Here is an 18,952-nt window from a genome sequence, read left to right on the forward strand (position 1 = left end):
TCACCCGGCCGCCCGGAACCGTGACGTCCGGTGCACCGGGTCCGTGTCGATCTTCGGGATGACGTGCTCGCCGACGAGCCGGATGGTCTGGAGGGTCTCCTCCTTGGGCACGCCCACCGGCAGTCCGAAGCTCAGCTGGTCGGCGCCGGCCTGCTCCCACCGCTTGCACTGGGTGAGCACCTCGTCCGGGTCGCCGCAGATCAGCAGTTCCTCGGCGATGAGCAGCTCGATGAACTCCTCGTCGTACGGCGGCAGCGTCTCGGGCCACACCGGGAATCCCTCGGGGCGGGGGAACGTGTCGTGGTAGCGGAACACCAGCGACGGCAGGTAGTGCAGGCCGCCCTCGACGGCGATCCGTACGGCCTCCTCGTGGGTCGGCGCGCAGATCGCCGTGGTGGTCACCATGACGTTGTCGTTGACGAAGTCACCGACGGGCTCGGCGTCGACGACGGCGGTCTTGTACTGCTCCAGCACCCACTCCATGTCGGAGACCTTCTGCACGCTGAAGCCGAGCACACCGAGTCCCTTGCGCGCGGCCATGGCGTACGACTGCGGCGACCCGGCGGCGTACCACATCGCGGGGTGGGACTTCCCGTACGGCTTGGGCAGGACCTTGCGCGGCGGCAGCGACCAGTGTTTCCCCTGGAAGCCGGCGTACTCGTCCTGGAGCCACATCTTGGGGAACTCGGCGATGGTCTCTTCCCAGATCTCCTTGGTGAAGTTCATGTCGGTGACACCGGGGATGAACCCGAGGATCTCGTGGGATCCGGCGCCGCGGCCGCTGCCGAACTCGAAGCGGCCCTCGGAGAGGTGGTCGAGCATGGCGACCTTCTCGGCCACCTTCACCGGGTGGTTGACCTGGGCGAGCGGGTTGAAGATCCCGGAGCCGAGGTGGATGCGCTCGGTGGCGTGCGCGAGGTAGCCGAGGAAGACGTCGTTGGCGGAGAGGTGCGAGTACTCCTCCAGGAAGTGGTGCTCGGAGGCCCAGGCGTACTTGAAGCCGGACTGGTCCGCCTGGATGACGTACTCGGTCTCCTCCATCAGTGCCTTGTGCTCCGCGAGCGGGTCGGTCTCGGCCCGCTTGCCCACGTACCCCTGTACAAAGAGCCCGAATTCCACGGAGGTTCACCGTCCCCACAGCCCGTGGCCGCGCCGGCGGCCCAGCCCTGTCTGACGCATCGTCAGATTTTGATACGGCCGACTGTTCCACCGGCCCCGTGGAGCGTCAATAGCTGATGGGCCGTCAGAAACGGTTCACAGGAGGCTGACCCCCGCGAGCCAGCCGCCGTCGACCACGAAGGGCTGGCCGGTGATGTACGACGAGTCGTCGCAGGACAGGAACAGCGCCAGGCGGGCCACCTCCTCGGGCTTCCCGATCCGCCCGAGCGGTACCCGCTTGCGGTAGAGCTTGTCGACGGTCTCGGCGGACACCCCCTCGCCCGGATCGGTCATCGCGGTGTCGACGGCGCCGGGGCAGACCGCGTTGACCCGGATGCCCTTGCGGGCCAGTTCCAGCGCGGCGACCCGGGTCAGGCCGACGATGGCGTGCTTGGTCGCGGCGTAGGCGCCCACGTACTCCATGCCGGTCAGACCCGTGTAGGACGCGGTGTTGACGACGGTGCCACCCCCGGCCGCCTCGATCTCGGGGGCGAGGGCCTTGATCCCGAGAAAGACGCCGACCTGGTTGACCCGTACGACCTGCATGAACTCGTCGAGGGAGGTGTCGACGAGGGCGTTGAAGCGCAGGACTCCGGCATTGTTGACGAGTCCGTCGACCCGGCCGTACGCGTCCTTGGCGGCGGCCACGGCTGCCGTCCAGTCCTCCTCGCGGCCCACGTCGAGGTGGACGTAGAGGGCGCCGATCTCCTTGGCGAGGGCCTCGCCCCGGTCGTCGAGGACGTCGGCGACGACGACCCGGGCCCCCTCCGCCCGGAACAGCCGGGCCTCCTGCTCCCCCTGCCCCCGTGCGGCTCCTGTGACGAGGACGACACGTCCGTCGAGCTTGCCCATGTGGACTCCCTTCGCGCGGCGTTGGCCGCGGTCAGCGTACCGCTGAACTGACGGTTCGTCAGGTAAGCACAGACCGATTGCATATGCGACCCAAGTGACCGGCCAGTAGGGATATTTGACTCTGTCGGGAGTCTTTGCGGAGCCCAATAATCCTCCATCGGAAGGTAAAGCCAGCCCCAAGGAGGACAGGCAATGGCAGCCAAGAGGCACTTCAGGAACAAGAAAGTTCGGTATCTGGCCGTCGGTGCCTCACTCGTGACCGGTGCCGCCGCCGTCACGGTTCTTCTGCCGTCGGCCAACGCGGCCGAGGAGAAGACGCCCGAGCAGATCATGACGATGTGTGAGCGGGCCAAGGTGCTCAACGGCAAGCAACAGGACATCTTCGACTTCGGCGGCCACCCGGTGGCCGGCCCCGGCTTCGCCTCCGACAACTGCGACTTCGTCGAGACGGGCTTCGAGGTCTTCGACGGCCCCACGGAGAAGGTGACGGTCGACTTCCCGAACTGCGAGCCGAACGCGACCGCTCCGGCGAAGGTGACGACCGAGTTCTCGAAGAGCGTCGGCCAGGGCCAGGGCAAGTACACCGTCACCCAGCAGGGCGCCCTCGGTGGTCTCTTCGGCGCTCTCAGCGGCTCCTGGGTGAAGCACCGGGGCACGCTCGACATGACCATCGAATCGGCCACCGCCAGCGAGTCCGAGGCGCGGGAGGTGCCCGTCGGAAAGGTCATGCACATCACCTTCACGCCGAAGATGCAGCGCATGACCGGCGAATGGCGGGTGCGCGTCGACGCCACCCCGGGCGGCTTCGCCACGAACCCCACACCCGAGCAGAACCTCGTAGCGCCGGAAGTGGTCGAGGGCCCGGTGATCCTGGCGAGTGCGGCGGGCACGCCCGGACTCGTGGACGGCACCTCCAAGGTCGTCCTGGAGGACTGCTGACCGACGCCGGCCGGCCCACCACCGCCCCGAGGACTCCCCCCATGGGATCCACCTCACCGGACGGTGCCCCCGCTCTCCCCGCAGCACCTCCCCACCAGCCCGTTCCCCTCGATCACCCTTGCAGGAGACACGTATGACGAACACCGGACGCCGCGGCAGCCACCGCGGCAAGAAGAAGCGCATCACCCTCGCGCTGGCTCCGGTCGCCGCTCTCGGCATGGCCGTCCCGCTGATGTACAGCGCCGGTGCGGCCACCCCGGACGAGGTGGCCACGGACTGCCGTACGGACTCGGACAAGCTGGAGAACTGCGAGTTCGTCGACGTCCAGTTCAAGAGGGACAGCCTCGGCCCCAACGAACGGGTCACCAGCGTGAGCGACAACTGCGGGAGCACCACCGCGGCGACCAAGTCCTTCAGCGGAACGGCCTCCGTGACCCGCGTCGTCCAGTTGGAGGACGGCTTCAGCGTGGACGGGAGCACGAAGCTCGGGAGTTCGTTCTTCGAGATCGGGGTGAAGTTCGCCACGCAGGAGATCAACATCAAGCGTGACGACACCACGTCCTCGTTCTCCTTCACCCGGAGCGACACCGTGCAGCCGGACCACATCGCCTTCTTCATGTGGTCCCACAAGCGCACCGACGTGAGCGGCTTCCTGAAAGCCACGTACAAGGAGGAGCAGAACGGCCAGAAGGTCTTCTTCTCCCCCGGCGAGGGCGCGGCCACGGTGCACGTCTTCTACCCGCAGCTGCTGCCGAGCGGGACTCCGGACGGCCGGCTGTGGCTGCGCAACGTGAAATGCGAATCTCCTCAGGCCAACGGAATCCTCAGCAGTGAGAACAGTGCCCGCGCCGAACCCGGATTCGGTGAGGGCGGCGAGAACGTGACCGATGTCGAGATCCCGCTGTCAGAAGTGTCCTTTCAGTAGCGGGTGAGGGACGAGAGCCGCGTCGGAATCCGAAAAGAAGGATGATGGAAAGCCGGCCGGCGTGAAAGCGGCCACCGGTCGGCTTCGTGCCGACGAGCCTCCGTGACAACACCGGAGGCTCGTTCTCATGTGCGAAGGGGGGCGGTCACGCGCGGACCGAGGGGGTGGCTCCCAGCCATCTGAGGACCGCCTCTGTGCCGCCTCGGACATCGAGCTTGGCGTAGATGTTGCTGAGGTTGTTGCGGACGGTCTTCTCGCTCAGTCGCAGCCGCAAGCCGATCTCCTGGGCGCCGAGGCCGGTGCAGAGGAGTTCCATGATCTGCCGCTCGCGGCGCGAGAGCAGCGACCGCAGCCGCTCCACCGCCTCCCCGCCGTCCGGCATCTGCTGGACGGCGTCCCGGAGGGCGGCGCACGCCAGGGGCGAGAGGTAGGTGTGGCCGACCGTCGCGGCCAGGACGGCGGAGGAGAGCATGCAGGGGCAGTAGTCGCCCTCGATCAGGTAGCCGGTCCCGCCCCGGAACACCTCGACGACCGACGCAGTGTCCCTGCGGGGTGTCATGACGATCACCGGAGCGCTCATGCCGCCCATGGCCTTCAGCAGCTCGGCGAACGCGTCGGGCGGGTCCGCGCAGCGCAGGACCACGGCGTCCGCGCCGGACGCGCGCAGGCCCCGGTAGGGCGGGGCCATCGGCATCGCGCGCGCGATGTGGGGATCGCCGGGCGCGGGCCAGTCGGTGTGCGGCCACTCGCCCTCGGCGCAGGCGAGCGCGACGGTCAGCCCACGCGATCGGGCCGGGGAGACGGAAACAGTGGTGCCGACGTGCTGGGGAGTGAGGACGCGCCGGGGGGATCGCACTTCGTGTCCTTCCGCCGAAGCCATGACGTACGTACATACGTGACGCGGGCGGCAGTTGTTCGAAGTTTCAATTAGAGATGGTCTGGCTGTCAGACAGGTTCCCCCCGGCGGCCGGTCACAGCAGCGGCGCCACCCGCTCCCCGAACTCGCCCATCTGGTCGACCAGTTCAGCCCGGCCGCGGCTGCGGAACCGCACCTGGACCTGGTCCACGCCCATCGCCGCGTACGCACGCAGCGACTCCGCGAGCGCCTCGGGGGAGCCGCTGAGGGTCCGGCGGCCGACGTCCCACGCCGGCTCCCCGACGTACAGCGGCTCGGTGATCGCGCCGACCGTGAACGGGCCGGCGAGCCCCGCCTCCTCCCGCAGCCGCCGCAGCCGGGCGATCTGCCCCGGCAGCCGGTCGCGCGGGTCGCCCTGCGGCAGCCAGCCGTCACCGCGGACGGCGGCCCGGCGGACGGCGGCCGGGGAGGAACCGCCGACCCACAGCGGGACGCGGACCTGCGCCGGACGGGGGCGCTGGCCCAGGTCCTCGAAGTCGTACAGCTTGCCGTGGTGGGAGGGGAACTCGTCGGGGCCGAGCGCGGCCCGCAGCGCGTCCACGCACTCGTCCAGGACGGCACCCCGCCGCTCGAAGTCCACCCCCAGGGCCTCGAACTCCTCCCGCACGTGCCCGGCGCCCACGCCGAGCACCAGCCGGCCCCCGGAGAGGTGGTCGAGGGTGGCGTACTGCTTGGCCGTGACGAGCGGGTGCCGCAGTCCGACCACCGCGACATGGCTGAGCAGCCGGACCCGTTCGGTGACGGCGGCGAGGAAGGCGAGCGTGGCGACCGGGTCGTACCAGACCGTGCTCATCGCGGGCGCGAGGCGGCGCGGGACGGCCACGTGGTCGCAGACCGCGAGGTAGGCGAACCCGGCCCGGTCGGCGGCCCGCGCGATGTCGACCAGGTCCTCGGCCCCGGCGTCCGCCTCCCAGGGCTCGGCGTAGAGAGTGCTCTGCGACTGGACCGGGAGCTGCATCCCGAAGCGGAGGGACGCGGACGCGCCGGTGCCGATGCCGGTCACGTCGTGCTCCCCGGTCACGTCGTGCTCCCCGGTCACGTCGTGCTTCCCGGCCCCGGCCAGAGCCCGTCGTCGGTCAGGCCCAGCAGTTCGATGGCGTTGCGGCGGACGATCCGCTCGACGACGTCGGGGGCGAGGTGTCCCATCTGGGCCTCGCCGACCTCGCGCGACTTGGGCCAGGTGGAGTCGGAGTGCGGGTAGTCCGTCTCGTACAGGACGTTGCCCACCCCGATGGCGTCGAGGTTGCGCAGTCCGAACGCGTCGTCGAAGAAGCAGCCGAAGACATGCTCGGCGAACAGCTCGGACGGCGGCCGGTGGACCTTGTCGGCCACCCCGCCCCAGCCGCGGTTCTCCTCCCACACCACGTCCGCGCGCTCCAGGATGTATGGGATCCACCCGATCTGGCCCTCGGCGTACATGACCCTGAGGTTCGGGAACTGCTCGAACTTGCCGCTCATCAGCCAGTCGACCATCGAGAAGCAGCAGTTGGCGAAGGTGATGGTGGAGCCGACGGCGGGCGGCGCGTCGGCGGAGGTGGACGGCATCCGGCTGCTGGAGCCGATGTGCATCGCGATGACCGTGCCCGTCTCGTCGCAGGCGGCGAGGAAGGGGTCCCAGTCGTCGGTGTGCACGGAGGGCAGGCCCAGATAGGGCGGTATCTCGGAGAACGCGACGGCCCGCACCCCGCGCGCGGCGTTGCGGCGGACCTCGGCGGCGGCGAGTTCGGCGTCCCACAGGGGGATGAGGGTGAGCGGGACGAGCCGGCCCCGTGCCTTCGGCCCGCACCACTCCTCCACCATCCAGTCGTTGTACGCCTTCACGCCCAGCAGTCCCAGCTCGTGGTCGGCGGCCTCGGTGAAGGTCTGGCCGCAGAAGCGCGGGAAGGTCGGGAAGCAGACGGCGGACTGGACGTGGTTGACGTCCATGTCGGCGAGGCGCTGCTCCACGTCGTACGAGCCGGGGCGCATCTGCTCGAAGGTGATGATCTCCAGCTTGATCTCGTCCCTGGAGCAGCCGACGGCGGTGTCGAGGCGGGTCAGGGGGCGGTGCAGGTCCTCGTACACCCACCAGTCGCCGAGCGGGCCGTCGTCCCCGGGGGCGCCCATGACGGGCCGGAAGCGGCCGCCGAGGAAGGTCATCTCCTTCAGCGGCGCGCGCACGACGCGGGGGCCGATGTCCCGGTACTTCTTCGGGAGCCGGTCCTGCCAGACGTTGGGGGGCTCCACCGTGTGGTCGTCGACGGAGATGATCTTCGGGAATACCGTCTCGCTCTCCATGGTCTCCATGTGCGTCACGGTAGCGCTGATCTGACGGATCGTCAGCTCTCGTGTCGGTCATCCGCGCCCCCGGGGAGTCGAGGAGAGGTTGTGTGGACCTGGTGACATCCCGCACGGCTCCCTGTGATCGGGGTCTCGCACGGCTGACGTATCTGCCGTGAACAAGGCAAACTGGCCTGGATATCAGAGGGCCTTGGGGGGCGTCGATGGGCGGTGAGTCGCGAGTGCCGGAGGCTGGTGAGCCGCGGGTGCCGGAACAGCGGGGTTCCGGGGACGTGCGGATTCCGCTGCCGGCGCCCGGACCGGCGGATCCGGACGCGGAGGGTGCCGCCGCCCCGGCGCCGGGGGCCGGGACCGCCGCGGGGCTCCGGTTCAGCGTGCTCGGACCCGTCCGCGCCTGGCGCGGCACCGAGCCCCTGGCCACCGGCTCGCCGCAGCAGCGCGCCCTGCTGGCGGCGCTGCTGCTCCGTGAGGGCCGCACCGCCACCGCGAGCGAACTGATCGACGCGCTGTGGGGCGACGACCCGCCCTCCCAGGCGCTGGCCGCCGTACGGACCTACGCGTCCCGGCTGCGCAAGGCCCTCTCCCCCGATGTCCTGGTCAGCGAGTCCGGCGGCTACGCGATCCGCTCCCTGGCGGGCGGCGCGCTCGACCTCGCCGTCGCCCAGGACCTCGCCGCCGACGCGGAGAAGGCCAAGAGCTCCGGGGACCTGCTGCAGGCCCGTCAGCTGCTGAACAAGGCGCTCGGCCTGTGGGACGGCGAGGTCCTGGCCAGCGTGCCCGGCCCGTACGCGGAGACCCAGCGGGCCCGTCTCGACGAGTGGCGGCTCCAACTCGTCGAGTCCCGGCTCGACATGGACCTGGAGCAGGGCTGCCACGCCGAGGCCGTGTCCGAGCTGACCGCCCTGACCGCCGCGCACCCCCTGCGGGAGCGGCTGCGGGAACTGCTGATGCTGGCCCTGTACCGCAGCGGCCGGCAGGCCGAGGCGCTCGCCGTGTACGCCGACACCCGCCGCCTGCTCGCCGACGAGCTCGGCGTGGACCCGCGCCCCGGCCTGCGCGAACTCCAGCAGCGGATCCTGCGGGCCGACCCGACCCTCGCCGAGCCCTCCGCCCCGCTCGCCGCCGAAGCGGCCGCCGGCGTGGTGCGCCCCGCCCAACTCCCGGCGACCGTGCCGGACTTCACGGGCCGGTCCTCCTTCGTGTCGGAGCTGAGCGCGGTGCTGTCCGCGGCGTCCGCCGCCGAGGGCCAGGTCATGGCGGTCTCCGCGCTCGCGGGCATCGGCGGCGTCGGCAAGACCACCCTCGCCGTGCACGTCGCCCACCAGGCACGCCCGGCCTTCCCGGACGGTCAGCTGTACGTCGACCTCCAGGGCGCCGGCGCCCGGCCCGCCGACCCGGAGACCGTCCTCGGCTCCTTCCTGCGGGCCCTCGGCACCGCCGACGCGGCGATCCCCGACTCGCTGGAGGAGCGGTCCGCGCTCTACCGGTCCGTGCTGGACGGCCGCCGGGTCCTGGTCCTCCTCGACAACGCCCGTGACGCCGCCCAGGTGCGGCCCCTGCTGCCCGGCACGGCGGGCTGCGCGGCCCTGGTGACCGCCCGGGTCCGCATGGTCGACCTGGCCGGGGCGCACCTCGTCGACCTCGACGTCATGTCGCCGGACGAGGCGCTGCAGCTGTTCACCCGGATCGTCGGCGAGGAGCGGGTCGCCGCCGAGCGGAAGGCCGCCCTCGACGTGGTCGCCGCCTGCGGTTTCCTGCCGCTCGCCCTCCGCATCGCCGCGTCCCGTCTCGCCGCCCGCCGCACCTGGACGGTGTCCGTCCTCGCGGCGAAGCTCGCCGACGAACGGCGGCGGCTGGACGAGCTCCAGGCCGGCGACCTGGCCGTGAAGGCCACCTTCGAACTGGGCTACGGCCAGCTGGAGACGGCGCAGGCCCGCGCCTTCCGGCTGCTGGGCCTGGCCGACGGCCCGGACATCTCGCTCGCCGCCGCGGCAGCCGTCCTCGACCTCTCCCCGGAGGACACCGAGGACCTGCTGGAGGTCCTCGTCGACACCTCCCTGCTGGAGTCCGCCGCTCCGGGCCGCTACCGCTTCCACGACCTGGTCCGGCTCTACGCGCGTGCGTGCGCCGAGCGGGACGAGCAGCCGCCCGGTGAGCGGGACGCGGCCATGTCCCGGCTGCTGGACTTCTACCTGGCGACGGCGGCGGAGGTGTACGCGATCGAGCGGCCCGGGGACCGGCTGGCGGACGACCTGGAGCCGACCGAGTACCCGGGGCTGCGCTTCAGCGGCCGGCAGGAGGCCCTCGACTGGCTGTACTCGGAGGCCAACTGCCTGCTGGCCTGCGCCCGCCAGTCCTTCGCCACCGACCGGCTGCGCCGGGGCGTGGATCTGCTGTGGGCCGCGAAGGACCTCGGGGAGTCGGGCGCCAACTCCAAGCAGTACGAGTCGGCCGCGCTGGCCGCCAGGGACGCCTCCCGGGCCGCCGGCGACCCCCGTACGGAGGGCCGGGCCCGGACGACGCTGATCAACGTGCACCTGGTGGCGGGGCGCTACGACGACGCGGAGGACGAGGCGCGCCGGGCCGTGCACCTGGCCGAGCAGGTCGGGGACCCCACCGCCCTGTACTGGGCGAGCAACGACCGGGGGATCATCGCGCTCATCCAGGGCCGCAACGCCGACGCCGAGGACTACCTCCTCGCGGCCATCGAGGGGTCGCGGGCGGCGGGCAACCAGCCGCTGGAGGCGAGCGCGCTGTGCAACCTCTCCCGGGTCCACCTGGCCATGGGCCGCACCGGCCGCGCCATCACCCTCGCCCAGCAGGGCATCCACCTGTACGACCGCGTGGGCCTGACGCTGCGGCTGGCGAACGCGCGCTACGCCCTGGGGCTCGCGCTCACGGAGGCGGAGCGCACCGCCGAGGCGCTGGACGAACTCGGCGAGGCCCTGCAGATGTTCCGGGCGAACCGGCAGCGCCTGTGGGAGGGGACGACGCACTTCCGTATCGCCCGGGCCCATCTGGCGGGGAGCCGCCCGGCGAGGGCGGCCCAGCACGCCGAACAGGCCCTGGCGATCGGCTGCATCGGCGGCGACCGGATGCGGGCCAACGTCCTGACGGCGCTGGGGCTGTCGCTCGACGCCCTCGGCCAGGCGGACCGCGCCCGCGCCTGCTGGCGGGAGGCCCTGGCCCTGTACGAGCAGGTAGGCGCCCCGGAGGCGGCCGAGGTGAGGGCGCTGCTCTCGCCGGCACCCGCGGCCTGAGGTCCCGCGCGGGCGGGGGGCGTTCATCGATTGTTTATGCGCGCCTGACATGCTCAGCGCAGTGATCCGTCGCGTCGGGGGGCAGGCGGGTCTCGGTCCTCACGATCCCGAGTGAGGGCCGCTGGGCGCCGGTCCGGCGACCCTTCGGGGGAGTCGCCGGACCGGGGCCCGTACAGCCGTCACTCGAACCAGGGGAGAGTTCGTCAGCATGAGCGACAAGAAGAGAAACCCGGAGAACGCCGCGCTGGACAACCACGCGCCGGTCCCGCCCGCCGACGACACGATCACCACGCTCGACAACCACGCGCCGGCCCCGCCGAAGGACGGCCCGGTCGTCCCGCAGGACAACCACGCGCCCGCGCCGCCGGTCGACGACACGATCACCACGCTCGACAACCACGCGCCGGCCCCGCCCGCCCTGAACCTGGGCGGCGGCAAGTAGACCTCCATCCCGACGGGGATCGGCCGCGGTGGCGCGGAGGGGGAGCCACCGCGGCCGAGTCGTGTGCGGGGGCGGACGTCCGGGGCGGGCGGCGGTCGGGGGGCCGCTGTCCGCCCGGGGCCGGGGGCCGGGCGGACAGGGGGATCACCGGGTCCGGCTCCGTGCCCGGAGTTCGCCCTTGACCACCTTGCCGCCCGCGTTGCGCGGCAGTTCGCCGACGAAGTCGACCGTCCTCGGGACCTTGTAGTTGGCCATCTCGCGGCGGGCCCAGGCGATGAGGTCGTCGGCGGTGACGAGGGAGCCGGGGCGCCGGACCACGAACGCCTTGCCGACCTCGCCGAGGCGGGCGTCGGGGACGCCGACGACGGCGACGTCGGCGACGTCCGGGTGGAGGCCGAGGAGCTGCTCGATCTCGGCGGGGTAGGCGTTGAAGCCGCCCACGATGAACATGTCCTTGATCCGGTCGGTGATGCGGAGGTTGCCCGCGTCGTCGAGGACGCCGACGTCGCCGGTGCGCAGCCAGCCGTCGGCCGTGACGGCGCGGGCGGTCTCGCCGGGGTCCTCGAAGTAGCCGCGCATGACGTTGAACCCGCGGACCAGGACCTCGCCGGGGATGCCGGGCGGCAGCGGGGCGCCCGCGGGGTCCGCGACCCGTACCTCGGTGCCGGGGACGGCCCGCCCGGACGTCGAGGCGATCACCGAGGGCTCGTCGCCGCGGCGGCACATGGTGACGATGCCGCTGGCCTCGGACAGCCCGTACGCGGTGAGGACGGTCTCCACGCGCAGCTCCGTGCGCAGTCGTTCGACGAGCCGCAGCGGCACCACCGCCGCGCCGGTGACGACCAGGCGCAGGGCGGACAGGTCGTAGTCGCCGCGGTCGGGGTGGTCCAGGAGCGACTGGTGCAGGGTCGGCGGGCCCGGCAGGACCGAGACGCGTTCGGCGGCCACGTTGGCCATGGCCGTCCTCACGTTGAACACGGGCTGCGGGATCATCGTCGCGCCCCGCATCAGGCAGGCGAGCACACCGGCCTTGTAGCCGAAGGTGTGGAAGAACGGGTTGACGATCAGGTAGCGGTCGCCCCGGCGGAGCCCGGCGAGCCGGCACCACACCTCGTAGGCGCGCAGGCTCTGGGCGTGGGTGATGACGGCGCCCTTGGGGCGGCCGGTCGTGCCGGAGGTGAAGACGATGTCGGACGGTGAGTCGCCGTCCAGTGCCGCCGCCCGCGCCCGTACCGTCGCCGCCGGGACGCCGTCGCCGCCCGCGAGGAAGTCCTTCCAGGTGCGGAAGTCGGCGGGGGCGTCGTCGGCGAGGACGACGACCTGTTCCAGGTGCGGGAGACCGGGCAGCGGCCCGCCGCCCACCACCGCCGGGCCCGCCGTCCGCCGCAGCACGCCCTGCCCGGCCGCCCGCCGCAGCGACGCCACGTAGGAGGTGCCGAGGAAGGTGCCGGTGACGAAGAGGAGCCTGGTCCGGCTGCGGGCGAGCACGTCCGCGGCCTCGGCGCCCTTGAAGCGGGTGTTGAGCGGGACGAGCACCGCCCCCGCGCTGACGGCGCCGAGCGCGGCGGTGATCCAGTCCAGCGAGTTGGGCGCCCAGACGCCGACCCGGTCACCGGCCCGTACACCGGCCGCGACGCACGCGGCCGCCGCCCGTTCGACGCGTGCGCCGAGTTCGGCGTACGACACGCGTGTCCGCCCCTCGACGACCGCCTCGGTCGCGCCGTACCGCTCGGCGGCGGCACGGACCAGCCCCGGAACGGTCCCCCACTCCAGGTCACCGCGTGCCTCCGCGTCCGGGTCACCGTGTACCTCCGCGTCGCCGCGTCCATCCCCGTCACCGCGCACAGTCGGCCTCCGTCCCCGAAACCCACGAGTCGACGTCCCCGAACCCCACGGACCGACGTCCTGGAAAACCACTAGCTGACTGACCGTCAGATTAGCTGTACGCTGACGGACTGTCAGCAGCGAGCGACGCCCCGGTGCGGAGGTGTGCCCATGGCTCCCATGGCCGTGCTCAAGGACGCGACAGCGATCGTCGGCATCGGCCAGACCTCCTTCGCCAGACAACTCCCGGAGACAGAGCGGACGTTGGCGTGCCGGGCGATCCTCGCGGCGCTCGACGACGCCGGGATCGCGCCGGACGAGGTCGACGCGCTCGCCTCGTACACGATGGAGGAGACGGACGAGGTGGAGGTGGCCAAGGCGCTCGGCCTCGGGGACCTCACCTTCTTCAGCAAGGTCGGCTACGGCGGCGGCGGTTCGTGCGCCACGGTCGCGCACCTGGCCGCCGCGATCGTCTCCGGCCAGGCCACGGTCGGCGTCGCCTGGCGGTCCCGCAAACGTGGCTCCGGCCCCCGCCCGTGGAAGAACACCACGGTCCAACTGCCCACCCCCGCCCAGTGGACGAGGCCCTTCGGGCTGCTGCGGCCCGCCGACGAGATCGCCATGCTGGCCCGCCGCCACATGCACGAGTACGGCACCACCCGCGACCATCTCTTCAACGTCGCCCTGGCCTGCCGGAACCGGGCCAACCAGAACCCGGCCGCGATCATGCACGACCGCCCGCTCACCCGCGAGATGTACATGACCTCACGGTGGATCAGCGAGCCCCTGTGCCTGTTCGACAACTGCCTGGAGACGGACGGCGCGCTGGCCTGCGTCGTCGTCTCGGCCGAGCGCGCGCGGGACTGCCGCCGGACCCCCGTCTACGTGCACTCCGCCGCCCAGGGCCTGCCGGCCCAGCACCACGGCATGGTCAACTACTGGAACGACGACCCGCTGACCGGCCCCGCCTGGACCGCCGCCCGGCATCTGTGGAAGCACGCGGACCTCACCCCGGACGACATCGACGTCGCGCAGATCTACGACGCGTTCACCGCCCTCATCCCGCTCTCCCTGGAGGGCTACGGCTTCTGCGCCCGCGGCGAGGGCGGCGCCTTCACGGAGGGCGGCGCCCTGGAGACCGGCGGCCGGCTGCCCCTCAACACCTCCGGGGGCGGCCTCAGCGAGGCGTACGTGCACGGTTTCAACCTGATCACCGAGGGCGTACGGCAGTTGCGCGGCACGAGCACCGCCCAGGTGCCCGGCGCCGCGACCTGCCTGGTGACGGCGGGCGAGGGCGTACCGACCTCGGCGCTGCTGCTGCGGAACTGAGCGTGCGGAGAAGGACGGACGAGGGAGTCGAGGGCATGCTGACACCGGTCGTGGACGTCGACGGCGCCCCTTTCTGGGAGTACGCCGCCCGGGGCGAACTGCGGGTCCAGGCCTGCGCCGACTGCGGCGAGCCGCGCTTCCCGCCCCGCCCCTGCTGCCCGCACTGCCGGTCCTTCGACAGCCTGTGGCGGCCCCTGAGCGGGCGGGGCCGCATCTGGTCGTACGTGGTGCCGCACCCGCCGCTGCTCCCGGACTACGCCGAGCAGGCCCCGTACAACGTGATCCTCGTCGAGCCGGCGGACGCCCCGCGCATCCGGCTCGTCGGCAACCTGGTGAGCGAGGCGGGGGCCCGTCTGGACTCCGTGCCCCCCGACCGCATCCGCATCGGGGCGCTCGTGCAGGCCGTGTTCACCCCGGAGGGCCTGCCCCAGTGGGTTCTGGAGCGCCCGTGACCGTGCGCCTGACCACCGACGAGGACACGGGGGTCGCGCTGCTGACCCTGGACCGGCCGGAGAAGCTCAACGCGATCGACGCGGACATGGCGCAGCGACTGGGCGCTGTGTGGCGGGAGATGAGGTTCGACGACACCGTGCGCGCCGTCGTCGTCACCGGCGCGGGCGGGCGGGCCTTCTGCACGGGCCTCGACCGTGACACGGCGGCCGGCGTGCCCCAGCCCACCTCCCCCTACTCGATCGACGATCCGCTGATCGCCGTCGGCCCGAAGGCGAACGACCTGTGGAAACCGGTGATCGCGGCCGTCGCGGGCATGGCCTGCGGGGGCGCGTTCTACCTGCTGGGCGAGGCGGACTTCGTGATCGCGGACTCCACGGCCGCGTTCTTCGACCCGCACACCACGTACGGCATGGTCAGCGCCTTCGAGTCGATCCTCATGGCGCAGCGGATGCCGTTCGGGGAGGCGACCCGCATGGCGCTGATGGGCACCGCCGAGCGGATGTCGGCGCGCCGGGCGTACGAGGTGGGGCTGGTGTCGGAGGTGACGGAACCGGGCGGGGCGGTGGCGGCGGCCGTGCGGTGCGCGCAGGTCGTCGCCGGGTATCCGACGGAGGCCGTGCAGGGGACGGTGCGGGCCTGCTGGGCGGCCCGGGAGGCGGCCCGGACGCACGCCCTCGCGTACGCGCCGCACCTGATCTCCCTGGGCAACCTCCCGGCCGACCGGCAGTCCGGGCTGTTCGCGGGACGCCGGCCGGGCGGGTTCCGGGTGCGGTGAGCCCCGGCGGGGTGAGGCCGGATCGGGGTGAGCCCCGGCCGGCGGCTCAGAAGGAGGAGCGCTCCAGGTCGGCCAGCTTGCAGCTGCCGCCGCTCGCGCCACCGTCCTTGACCGCGCCGGCGGGCGCCTTCACGTCGACGGTGGCGGACTCGCCCGGCGGCACCGAGGGGATGAGGTTGTGCTCGGCGGTGTGCAGCACGCTGCCGCTCGCGTCCGTGAACTCCAGGTCGAACGTGTAGGAGTACGTGGCGGTGGAGCTGCTGTTGGTGGCGCGGACGCGGGAGACGAGGCCGTTGTCGTAGGTGCAGGTCTCGATCTTCAGGTCCCGCGCGGCACCGTTGCGGGAGCCCGACGAGCCGCCCGTGCCCACGGTGCTGCTGCCGCCCGAGGAGGTCGAGGAGCTGCTGTCGGAACCGCCGGAGCCGCCGCTGGAGCTGGAGGAGCTGGACGAGGACGAGCCGCCCGAGCAGCCGCCGCCGTGGGAGCCGCGGGCTCCGGTGAGGGCGATGACGGCGATACCGAAGACGGCTATGGCACGGACATGACGGGACTTCACGTGTTCAACCCCCGTTGAAACGTAACGAAATGAGCGCCGATATGGCGAAACGCCGGCACATTGCTGGCATGCGCACGCCACGATAGCAGCGATCCGGTCACGGGTTGGGGACGCGTGGTGGGGGGCGAACGGTTGCGGACGGGAGGCCGCAGCTGGTGCGTGATACTGACCCGCATGAGTGAGGCGCTGATATACGCGAGTCCGCAGCACTACCCGGCGGCTGTCACCGATCGTTGGGGCCGGTTCGAGACGACGCTGGTCAACAGCGGCGGGATGTTCACGATGACCCTGCGGGGCAACCGCTTCGAGGGCACGTCGGTCGACGGTCTCGAACTGGTCGGGGAGCCCGCGGAGAGCAACGAGCCTCCCGCGCTGCACGAGGGCGCTCTGTGCTCCTGCGCCATCGAGTGGCGCATGCCGGTCGAGGTCTCCCTGGCCGGCACCGGACGCACGAGCGCCCCGTTGACCGCACGGCTGACCCTCGGGGACCCCGCGCCGAACAACGCGATCGACTCCGTCGGTGTGACGCTGCGCCTGCACCTGCCGTCCGGGGTCGTGGACACCACCGCTCCCCGGGGCACGATGGAGGACGCGCTGGCGGACCTCCGACGCCGACTGCCGGACGGCACACGCCTCTTGGCCTGCGTCTCGTGCGCCTACTCCGACTACCACCCCGCAGGTTCCGGGTTCATCGGCTCGTTGGCCTGCTTCCGCGACAACAAGGACGCGTACCGGGCTGTCGCCGGCAAGCAGGACCTGTTCGCCCTCTGGGACAAGAACAGCGGCTTCGTGCAGGAGACGTACCACTGCCCTGACTTCGAGCAACGCCGACCCGGCACCGGATACCGGGGCTAGCCGACCGGGGCGCTGCGCACAGCGACGGAGCCCTTGCGCCCGCGCGCCTCAGCGCCGGCCGAACGCTCCGCTCTTGGCCCCGTCGAGGAAGGCACGCCAGCCGTCAGGGGTGAGGTGGAGGAGGGGGCCGCGGGGGGTCTTGCTGTCGCGGACGGCTCGGCCGCCGGTTGAGGTGAAGGCAACCTCGACGCAGTTGCCCTCGCCTGCGCTGTACGACGACTTCCAGAAGGGGCTTACGACCTAGGTCACGATGCGTCTCCCTTGATGCTTCGGCGGGCGCTCGGATGAGTCCCGCCCTGGCGTCCGGCGTGCCCACCGGACGTTTCCACTACCCGAACGCGCCGCCCTTGGCCCAGTCGAGGAAAGCACGCCAGCCGTCAGGGGTGAGGTGAAGGAGGGGGCCGCTGGGATCCTTGCTGTCGCGAACGGCTCGGCCGCCGGTGGAGAGTGGAGCGACTTCGACGCACTGGGTTTCATTGACCGAGTACGACGACTTCCAGAACGAGCCTATGACCTCGGGCACGATGCGTCTTCCTCGCTACTTCGGACTGCGCTCCGGATAAGCCGCGCACTGACGTCCGGCGCCAGTGCTGCCGATCGTAGTTCGTCGTATGCGTTGGCGTAAGCCGCGAGGTCTTCGGGGGCCTCAAGGACCGACATGCCCCGCAAGTTCTCCAGAGCGACCGCTTCGACAGTCGGCTCGGATTCGAAGCTGAAGGACTGGAAGGCGGAGGTCACGCCCACCACCGGCCCCGCGCTGAACGGCAGGATCTGCACGGTGACGTTCCGCCGCTTACCGACCTCAAGGATCGCGGCCAACTGCTCACGGTGGACCTCGGCGCTGATCAGCGGGTGCCTGACGACCGCCTCCCAGAGGATGGCGGTATACATCGCCCCACCCTCCTCGATCTTCGCCTGCCGCGCCTCCCTCACCTTCACCAACTGAGCGATACGTTCGGGAGCGACGTAGTGAGGCGTCGCTGCGATAACGGCTCGAACATAAGCGGGAGTCTGCAGAAGCCCCGGCACCACAATGGGCTGCCACTCCCGGATGTACGTCGCGTCGTCCTCCAGGGCGATGTAGTCGAGATAGTCCGGCCGCAAGTGCTCCGCATGTTCGAGCCACCAGCCACGATGCTTGGACCTCTTCGCCAAGTCCTCCAGCTTGGCGAAGACTTCGGGGTCGTCGACGCCGTACGCACTCAGCAGCACCCTGATCTCGACGATGCGCGCGTTCACATGGCCGCTCTCGATACGGCTGATCCGCGTCTGGTGCACCCCGAGCAGGTCCGCCGCCTGCGGCTGATCGAGCTTGGCGGCCTGCCGGTACCTCTTGAGCGCGGCACCAAGTCGCCTACTGCGCACGGTCGGCCGTCCCCCTGCGGGCATTGCTTCCCCTATCTCTTCGTCATGCCCGCACTCGCGCCACGTCCCGCCCACCCGCGCCGTGACTCCTTCCGTACCCCCAAGCGCAGACGGCACGTTCCCGAGGCCCGTGCCGAGGTGCGGCGGATCCTCAAGGACTGGGCGGTCGGCGGTGAACTCGCCGACGACATCGCCACCGTGGCCACGGAACTCGTCGCCAACGCCGTCCGGCACTGCCAGGTGCCCCTCGCCGAGATCGAGGTGACCCTCTCGATCCGGGGCTGCGGCCTGCTCGTTGAGGTGGCCGACCCGGACCGGGCTCGGCTTCCGGCGCCGCGCGCGGAAGGCGAACGCGGTCCGGACGACGACGGCGGCGGACTCGGTCTCGTGCTCGTGGCCGCGCTCGCGGAGCGGTGGGGATGCGAGGCCCGGCCGTTCACGAAGTCGGTGTGGGCCTACTTCCTCGTGCCGAGGGAGTCCGGGTGCGACACGTGACCGTGCCACCGCTCAGCCCGGAACGCGCCCGGTGGCGCCGCTGGGCCGCGCGCTGTGAACGGCATCGCGCCGCGCACGGCCGGTGGTTGCCGCCGCTGCCGCGCGAACCGTGCTGGGAGCTGTCACGTCCGTACATGAGGACGAACGACGAGTATCCGGTGCACGCCGAGCGGGACATCGTACGGCCGTACGTCGCGGCCTACTTGAGGGAGGAGCGGCCGAGATGGGCATGAACGAGGGGCAGGGGGCGGGACCCGGGCAGCAGGACCCGGTCAGGGCGGCGTTCCACGCGTGGCTGGACCACGTCCTCGTCTGCGACGACGGCTGCCGCGTCCCGGCACGTCACTGATACCGCTCGGAGCTGTTGGGCGACCGGCACCGCGAGGCCGTGAAGGCCGCGCGCCCCTGGCGGTGAGACGGGGGCGCGGTCCGGGAAGCAAGGGGCGCGGCCCCTGCTTGTGAGGGGCGCGGGGCAGTGACACATGCGGCTGTCGCCGCGTGGGCGCGCACAACCACCACGCACCCGCA

Annotated in this window: 19 protein-coding genes and 1 pseudogene; 10 read left to right on the plus strand and 10 right to left on the minus strand. The window is 71.6% G+C overall.

Features of this window, described 5'->3' with window-relative positions:
- Both GSY65_RS16090 and GSY65_RS16095 read right to left on the minus strand, forming a co-directional pair.
- Positions 1-1,119, minus strand: coding sequence for an LLM class flavin-dependent oxidoreductase (locus GSY65_RS16090; protein WP_159768936.1), 1,119 nt, complete (start codon positions 1,117-1,119; stop codon positions 1-3).
- Between the two features lie 135 nt (positions 1,120-1,254).
- The gene (locus GSY65_RS16095) at positions 1,255-2,010 is read right to left on the minus strand and encodes an SDR family NAD(P)-dependent oxidoreductase (protein ID WP_159768939.1); all 756 of its coding nucleotides are present in this window, start codon (positions 2,008-2,010) and stop codon (positions 1,255-1,257) included.
- Between the two features lie 192 nt (positions 2,011-2,202).
- Between GSY65_RS16095 and GSY65_RS16100 the strand changes: the two genes are divergently transcribed.
- A complete protein-coding gene (locus tag GSY65_RS16100) occupies positions 2,203-2,949 on the plus strand; it encodes a hypothetical protein (RefSeq protein WP_201452555.1) in 747 nt (248 codons plus the stop codon).
- A 133-nt stretch (positions 2,950-3,082) separates the two neighbouring features.
- Positions 3,083-3,874, plus strand: a complete 792-nt coding sequence (locus GSY65_RS16105; RefSeq protein ID WP_159768942.1) for a hypothetical protein — start codon at positions 3,083-3,085, stop codon at positions 3,872-3,874.
- A 145-nt stretch (positions 3,875-4,019) separates the two neighbouring features.
- On the opposite strand, the gene GSY65_RS16110 is transcribed toward GSY65_RS16105, so the two are convergent.
- The 3 genes from GSY65_RS16110 to GSY65_RS16120 all read right to left on the minus strand — a co-directional run bounded on the left by GSY65_RS16110 (position 4,020) and on the right by GSY65_RS16120 (position 7,076).
- Positions 4,020-4,730: a response regulator transcription factor gene (locus GSY65_RS16110; RefSeq protein ID WP_236579818.1), complete on the minus strand. Its 711-nt coding sequence runs from the start codon at positions 4,728-4,730 to the stop codon at positions 4,020-4,022.
- A gap of 115 nt (positions 4,731-4,845) precedes the next feature.
- Positions 4,846-5,748 (minus strand): LLM class F420-dependent oxidoreductase, encoded by a 903-nt coding sequence (locus GSY65_RS16115; protein WP_159776036.1) that lies wholly within the window; start codon positions 5,746-5,748, stop codon positions 4,846-4,848.
- A 77-nt stretch (positions 5,749-5,825) separates the two neighbouring features.
- On the minus strand, positions 5,826-7,076 hold the full coding sequence (locus tag GSY65_RS16120; protein WP_159768948.1) for an amidohydrolase family protein: 1,251 nt from the start codon (positions 7,074-7,076) through the stop codon (positions 5,826-5,828).
- A 197-nt stretch (positions 7,077-7,273) separates the two neighbouring features.
- On the opposite strand from GSY65_RS16120, the gene GSY65_RS16125 reads away from it, so the two are divergent.
- Together GSY65_RS16125 and GSY65_RS16130 are read left to right on the plus strand one after the other, a co-directional pair.
- The gene (locus GSY65_RS16125) at positions 7,274-10,330 is read left to right on the plus strand and encodes a BTAD domain-containing putative transcriptional regulator (protein WP_159768951.1); all 3,057 of its coding nucleotides are present in this window, start codon (positions 7,274-7,276) and stop codon (positions 10,328-10,330) included.
- Between the two features lie 208 nt (positions 10,331-10,538).
- Positions 10,539-10,772, plus strand: a complete 234-nt coding sequence (locus tag GSY65_RS16130) for a hypothetical protein (RefSeq protein WP_201452556.1) — start codon at positions 10,539-10,541, stop codon at positions 10,770-10,772.
- A 144-nt stretch (positions 10,773-10,916) separates the two neighbouring features.
- On the opposite strand, the gene GSY65_RS16135 is transcribed toward GSY65_RS16130, so the two are convergent.
- Positions 10,917-12,545 carry a FadD3 family acyl-CoA ligase gene (locus GSY65_RS16135; protein ID WP_201452801.1) on the minus strand — a complete coding sequence of 543 codons (1,629 nt, stop codon included), beginning with the start codon at positions 12,543-12,545 and terminating at the stop codon, positions 10,917-10,919.
- 231 nt (positions 12,546-12,776) lie between these two features.
- On the opposite strand from GSY65_RS16135, the gene GSY65_RS16140 reads away from it, so the two are divergent.
- From GSY65_RS16140 to GSY65_RS16150, 3 genes are read left to right on the plus strand one after another with little or no spacing between them, the layout of a single operon-like run.
- Positions 12,777-13,925 carry a lipid-transfer protein gene (locus GSY65_RS16140; RefSeq protein WP_159776040.1) on the plus strand — a complete coding sequence of 383 codons (1,149 nt, stop codon included), beginning with the start codon at positions 12,777-12,779 and terminating at the stop codon, positions 13,923-13,925.
- Positions 13,926-13,960: 35 nt separating this feature from the next.
- The gene (locus tag GSY65_RS16145) at positions 13,961-14,377 is read left to right on the plus strand and encodes a Zn-ribbon domain-containing OB-fold protein (protein ID WP_159768957.1); all 417 of its coding nucleotides are present in this window, start codon (positions 13,961-13,963) and stop codon (positions 14,375-14,377) included.
- Positions 14,374-15,153 carry an enoyl-CoA hydratase/isomerase family protein gene (locus GSY65_RS16150; protein ID WP_159768960.1) on the plus strand — a complete coding sequence of 260 codons (780 nt, stop codon included), beginning with the start codon at positions 14,374-14,376 and terminating at the stop codon, positions 15,151-15,153. Before GSY65_RS16145 ends, GSY65_RS16150 begins: the two co-directional genes overlap by 4 nt.
- A gap of 46 nt (positions 15,154-15,199) precedes the next feature.
- Here GSY65_RS16150 and GSY65_RS16155 read toward each other — a convergent pair whose 3' ends face one another.
- Positions 15,200-15,709, minus strand: a complete 510-nt coding sequence (locus GSY65_RS16155; RefSeq protein ID WP_159768963.1) for a hypothetical protein — start codon at positions 15,707-15,709, stop codon at positions 15,200-15,202.
- Between the two features lie 174 nt (positions 15,710-15,883).
- Between GSY65_RS16155 and GSY65_RS16160 the strand changes: the two genes are divergently transcribed.
- A complete protein-coding gene (locus GSY65_RS16160; RefSeq protein WP_159768968.1) occupies positions 15,884-16,564 on the plus strand; it encodes a DUF6304 family protein in 681 nt (226 codons plus the stop codon).
- A 48-nt stretch (positions 16,565-16,612) separates the two neighbouring features.
- Here the strand turns inward: GSY65_RS16160 and GSY65_RS16165 are convergent.
- From GSY65_RS16165 to GSY65_RS16175, 3 genes and pseudogenes are all read right to left on the minus strand, one after another.
- Positions 16,613-16,777 (minus strand): annotated as a pseudogene (locus GSY65_RS16165) (DUF397 domain-containing protein); the annotation flags it as partial.
- Positions 16,778-16,892: 115 nt separating this feature from the next.
- Entirely contained in the window at positions 16,893-17,087 is a 195-nt protein-coding gene (locus GSY65_RS16170; protein ID WP_159768971.1) for a DUF397 domain-containing protein, read from the minus strand.
- Positions 17,072-17,953 (minus strand): helix-turn-helix domain-containing protein, encoded by an 882-nt coding sequence (locus GSY65_RS16175; protein WP_159768974.1) that lies wholly within the window; start codon positions 17,951-17,953, stop codon positions 17,072-17,074. Before GSY65_RS16175 ends, GSY65_RS16170 begins: the two co-directional genes overlap by 16 nt.
- A gap of 21 nt (positions 17,954-17,974) precedes the next feature.
- Here GSY65_RS16175 and GSY65_RS16180 point away from each other — a divergent pair, with 21 nt between their 5' ends.
- Complete coding sequence (locus GSY65_RS16180) at positions 17,975-18,424, plus strand: ATP-binding protein (RefSeq protein WP_159768977.1); 450 nt, start codon at positions 17,975-17,977, stop codon at positions 18,422-18,424.
- A 223-nt stretch (positions 18,425-18,647) separates the two neighbouring features.
- Entirely contained in the window at positions 18,648-18,773 is a 126-nt protein-coding gene (locus tag GSY65_RS34320) for a hypothetical protein (protein ID WP_268978205.1), read from the plus strand.
- The last annotated feature ends 179 nt before the right edge of the window (positions 18,774-18,952 follow it).

Source organism: Streptomyces sp. HM190 (assembly GCF_009857135.1).
GTDB lineage: Bacteria > Actinomycetota > Actinomycetes > Streptomycetales > Streptomycetaceae > Streptomyces > Streptomyces heilongjiangensis.

What these genes read in the sequence shown, in the direction of transcription:
- GSY65_RS16140 (WP_159776040.1), top strand. Translation starts at nt 12,777, where the DNA reads ATGGCCGTGCTCAAGGACGCGACAGCGATCGTCGGCATCGGCCAGACC.
- GSY65_RS16180 (WP_159768977.1), top strand. Translation starts at nt 17,975, where the DNA reads ATGCCCGCACTCGCGCCACGTCCCGCCCACCCGCGCCGTGACTCCTTC.
- GSY65_RS16160 (WP_159768968.1), top strand. Translation starts at nt 15,884, where the DNA reads ATGAGTGAGGCGCTGATATACGCGAGTCCGCAGCACTACCCGGCGGCT.
- GSY65_RS34320 (WP_268978205.1), top strand. Translation starts at nt 18,648, where the DNA reads ATGGGCATGAACGAGGGGCAGGGGGCGGGACCCGGGCAGCAGGACCCG.
- GSY65_RS16100 (WP_201452555.1), top strand. Translation starts at nt 2,203, where the DNA reads ATGGCAGCCAAGAGGCACTTCAGGAACAAGAAAGTTCGGTATCTGGCC.
- GSY65_RS16125 (WP_159768951.1), top strand. Translation starts at nt 7,274, where the DNA reads ATGGGCGGTGAGTCGCGAGTGCCGGAGGCTGGTGAGCCGCGGGTGCCG.
- GSY65_RS16175 (WP_159768974.1), bottom strand. Translation starts at nt 17,953, where the DNA reads ATGCCCGCAGGGGGACGGCCGACCGTGCGCAGTAGGCGACTTGGTGCC.
- GSY65_RS16095 (WP_159768939.1), bottom strand. Translation starts at nt 2,010, where the DNA reads ATGGGCAAGCTCGACGGACGTGTCGTCCTCGTCACAGGAGCCGCACGG.
- GSY65_RS16145 (WP_159768957.1), top strand. Translation starts at nt 13,961, where the DNA reads ATGCTGACACCGGTCGTGGACGTCGACGGCGCCCCTTTCTGGGAGTAC.
- GSY65_RS16120 (WP_159768948.1), bottom strand. Translation starts at nt 7,076, where the DNA reads ATGGAGACCATGGAGAGCGAGACGGTATTCCCGAAGATCATCTCCGTC.
- GSY65_RS16130 (WP_201452556.1), top strand. Translation starts at nt 10,539, where the DNA reads ATGAGCGACAAGAAGAGAAACCCGGAGAACGCCGCGCTGGACAACCAC.
- GSY65_RS16105 (WP_159768942.1), top strand. Translation starts at nt 3,083, where the DNA reads ATGACGAACACCGGACGCCGCGGCAGCCACCGCGGCAAGAAGAAGCGC.
- GSY65_RS16115 (WP_159776036.1), bottom strand. Translation starts at nt 5,748, where the DNA reads ATGCAGCTCCCGGTCCAGTCGCAGAGCACTCTCTACGCCGAGCCCTGG.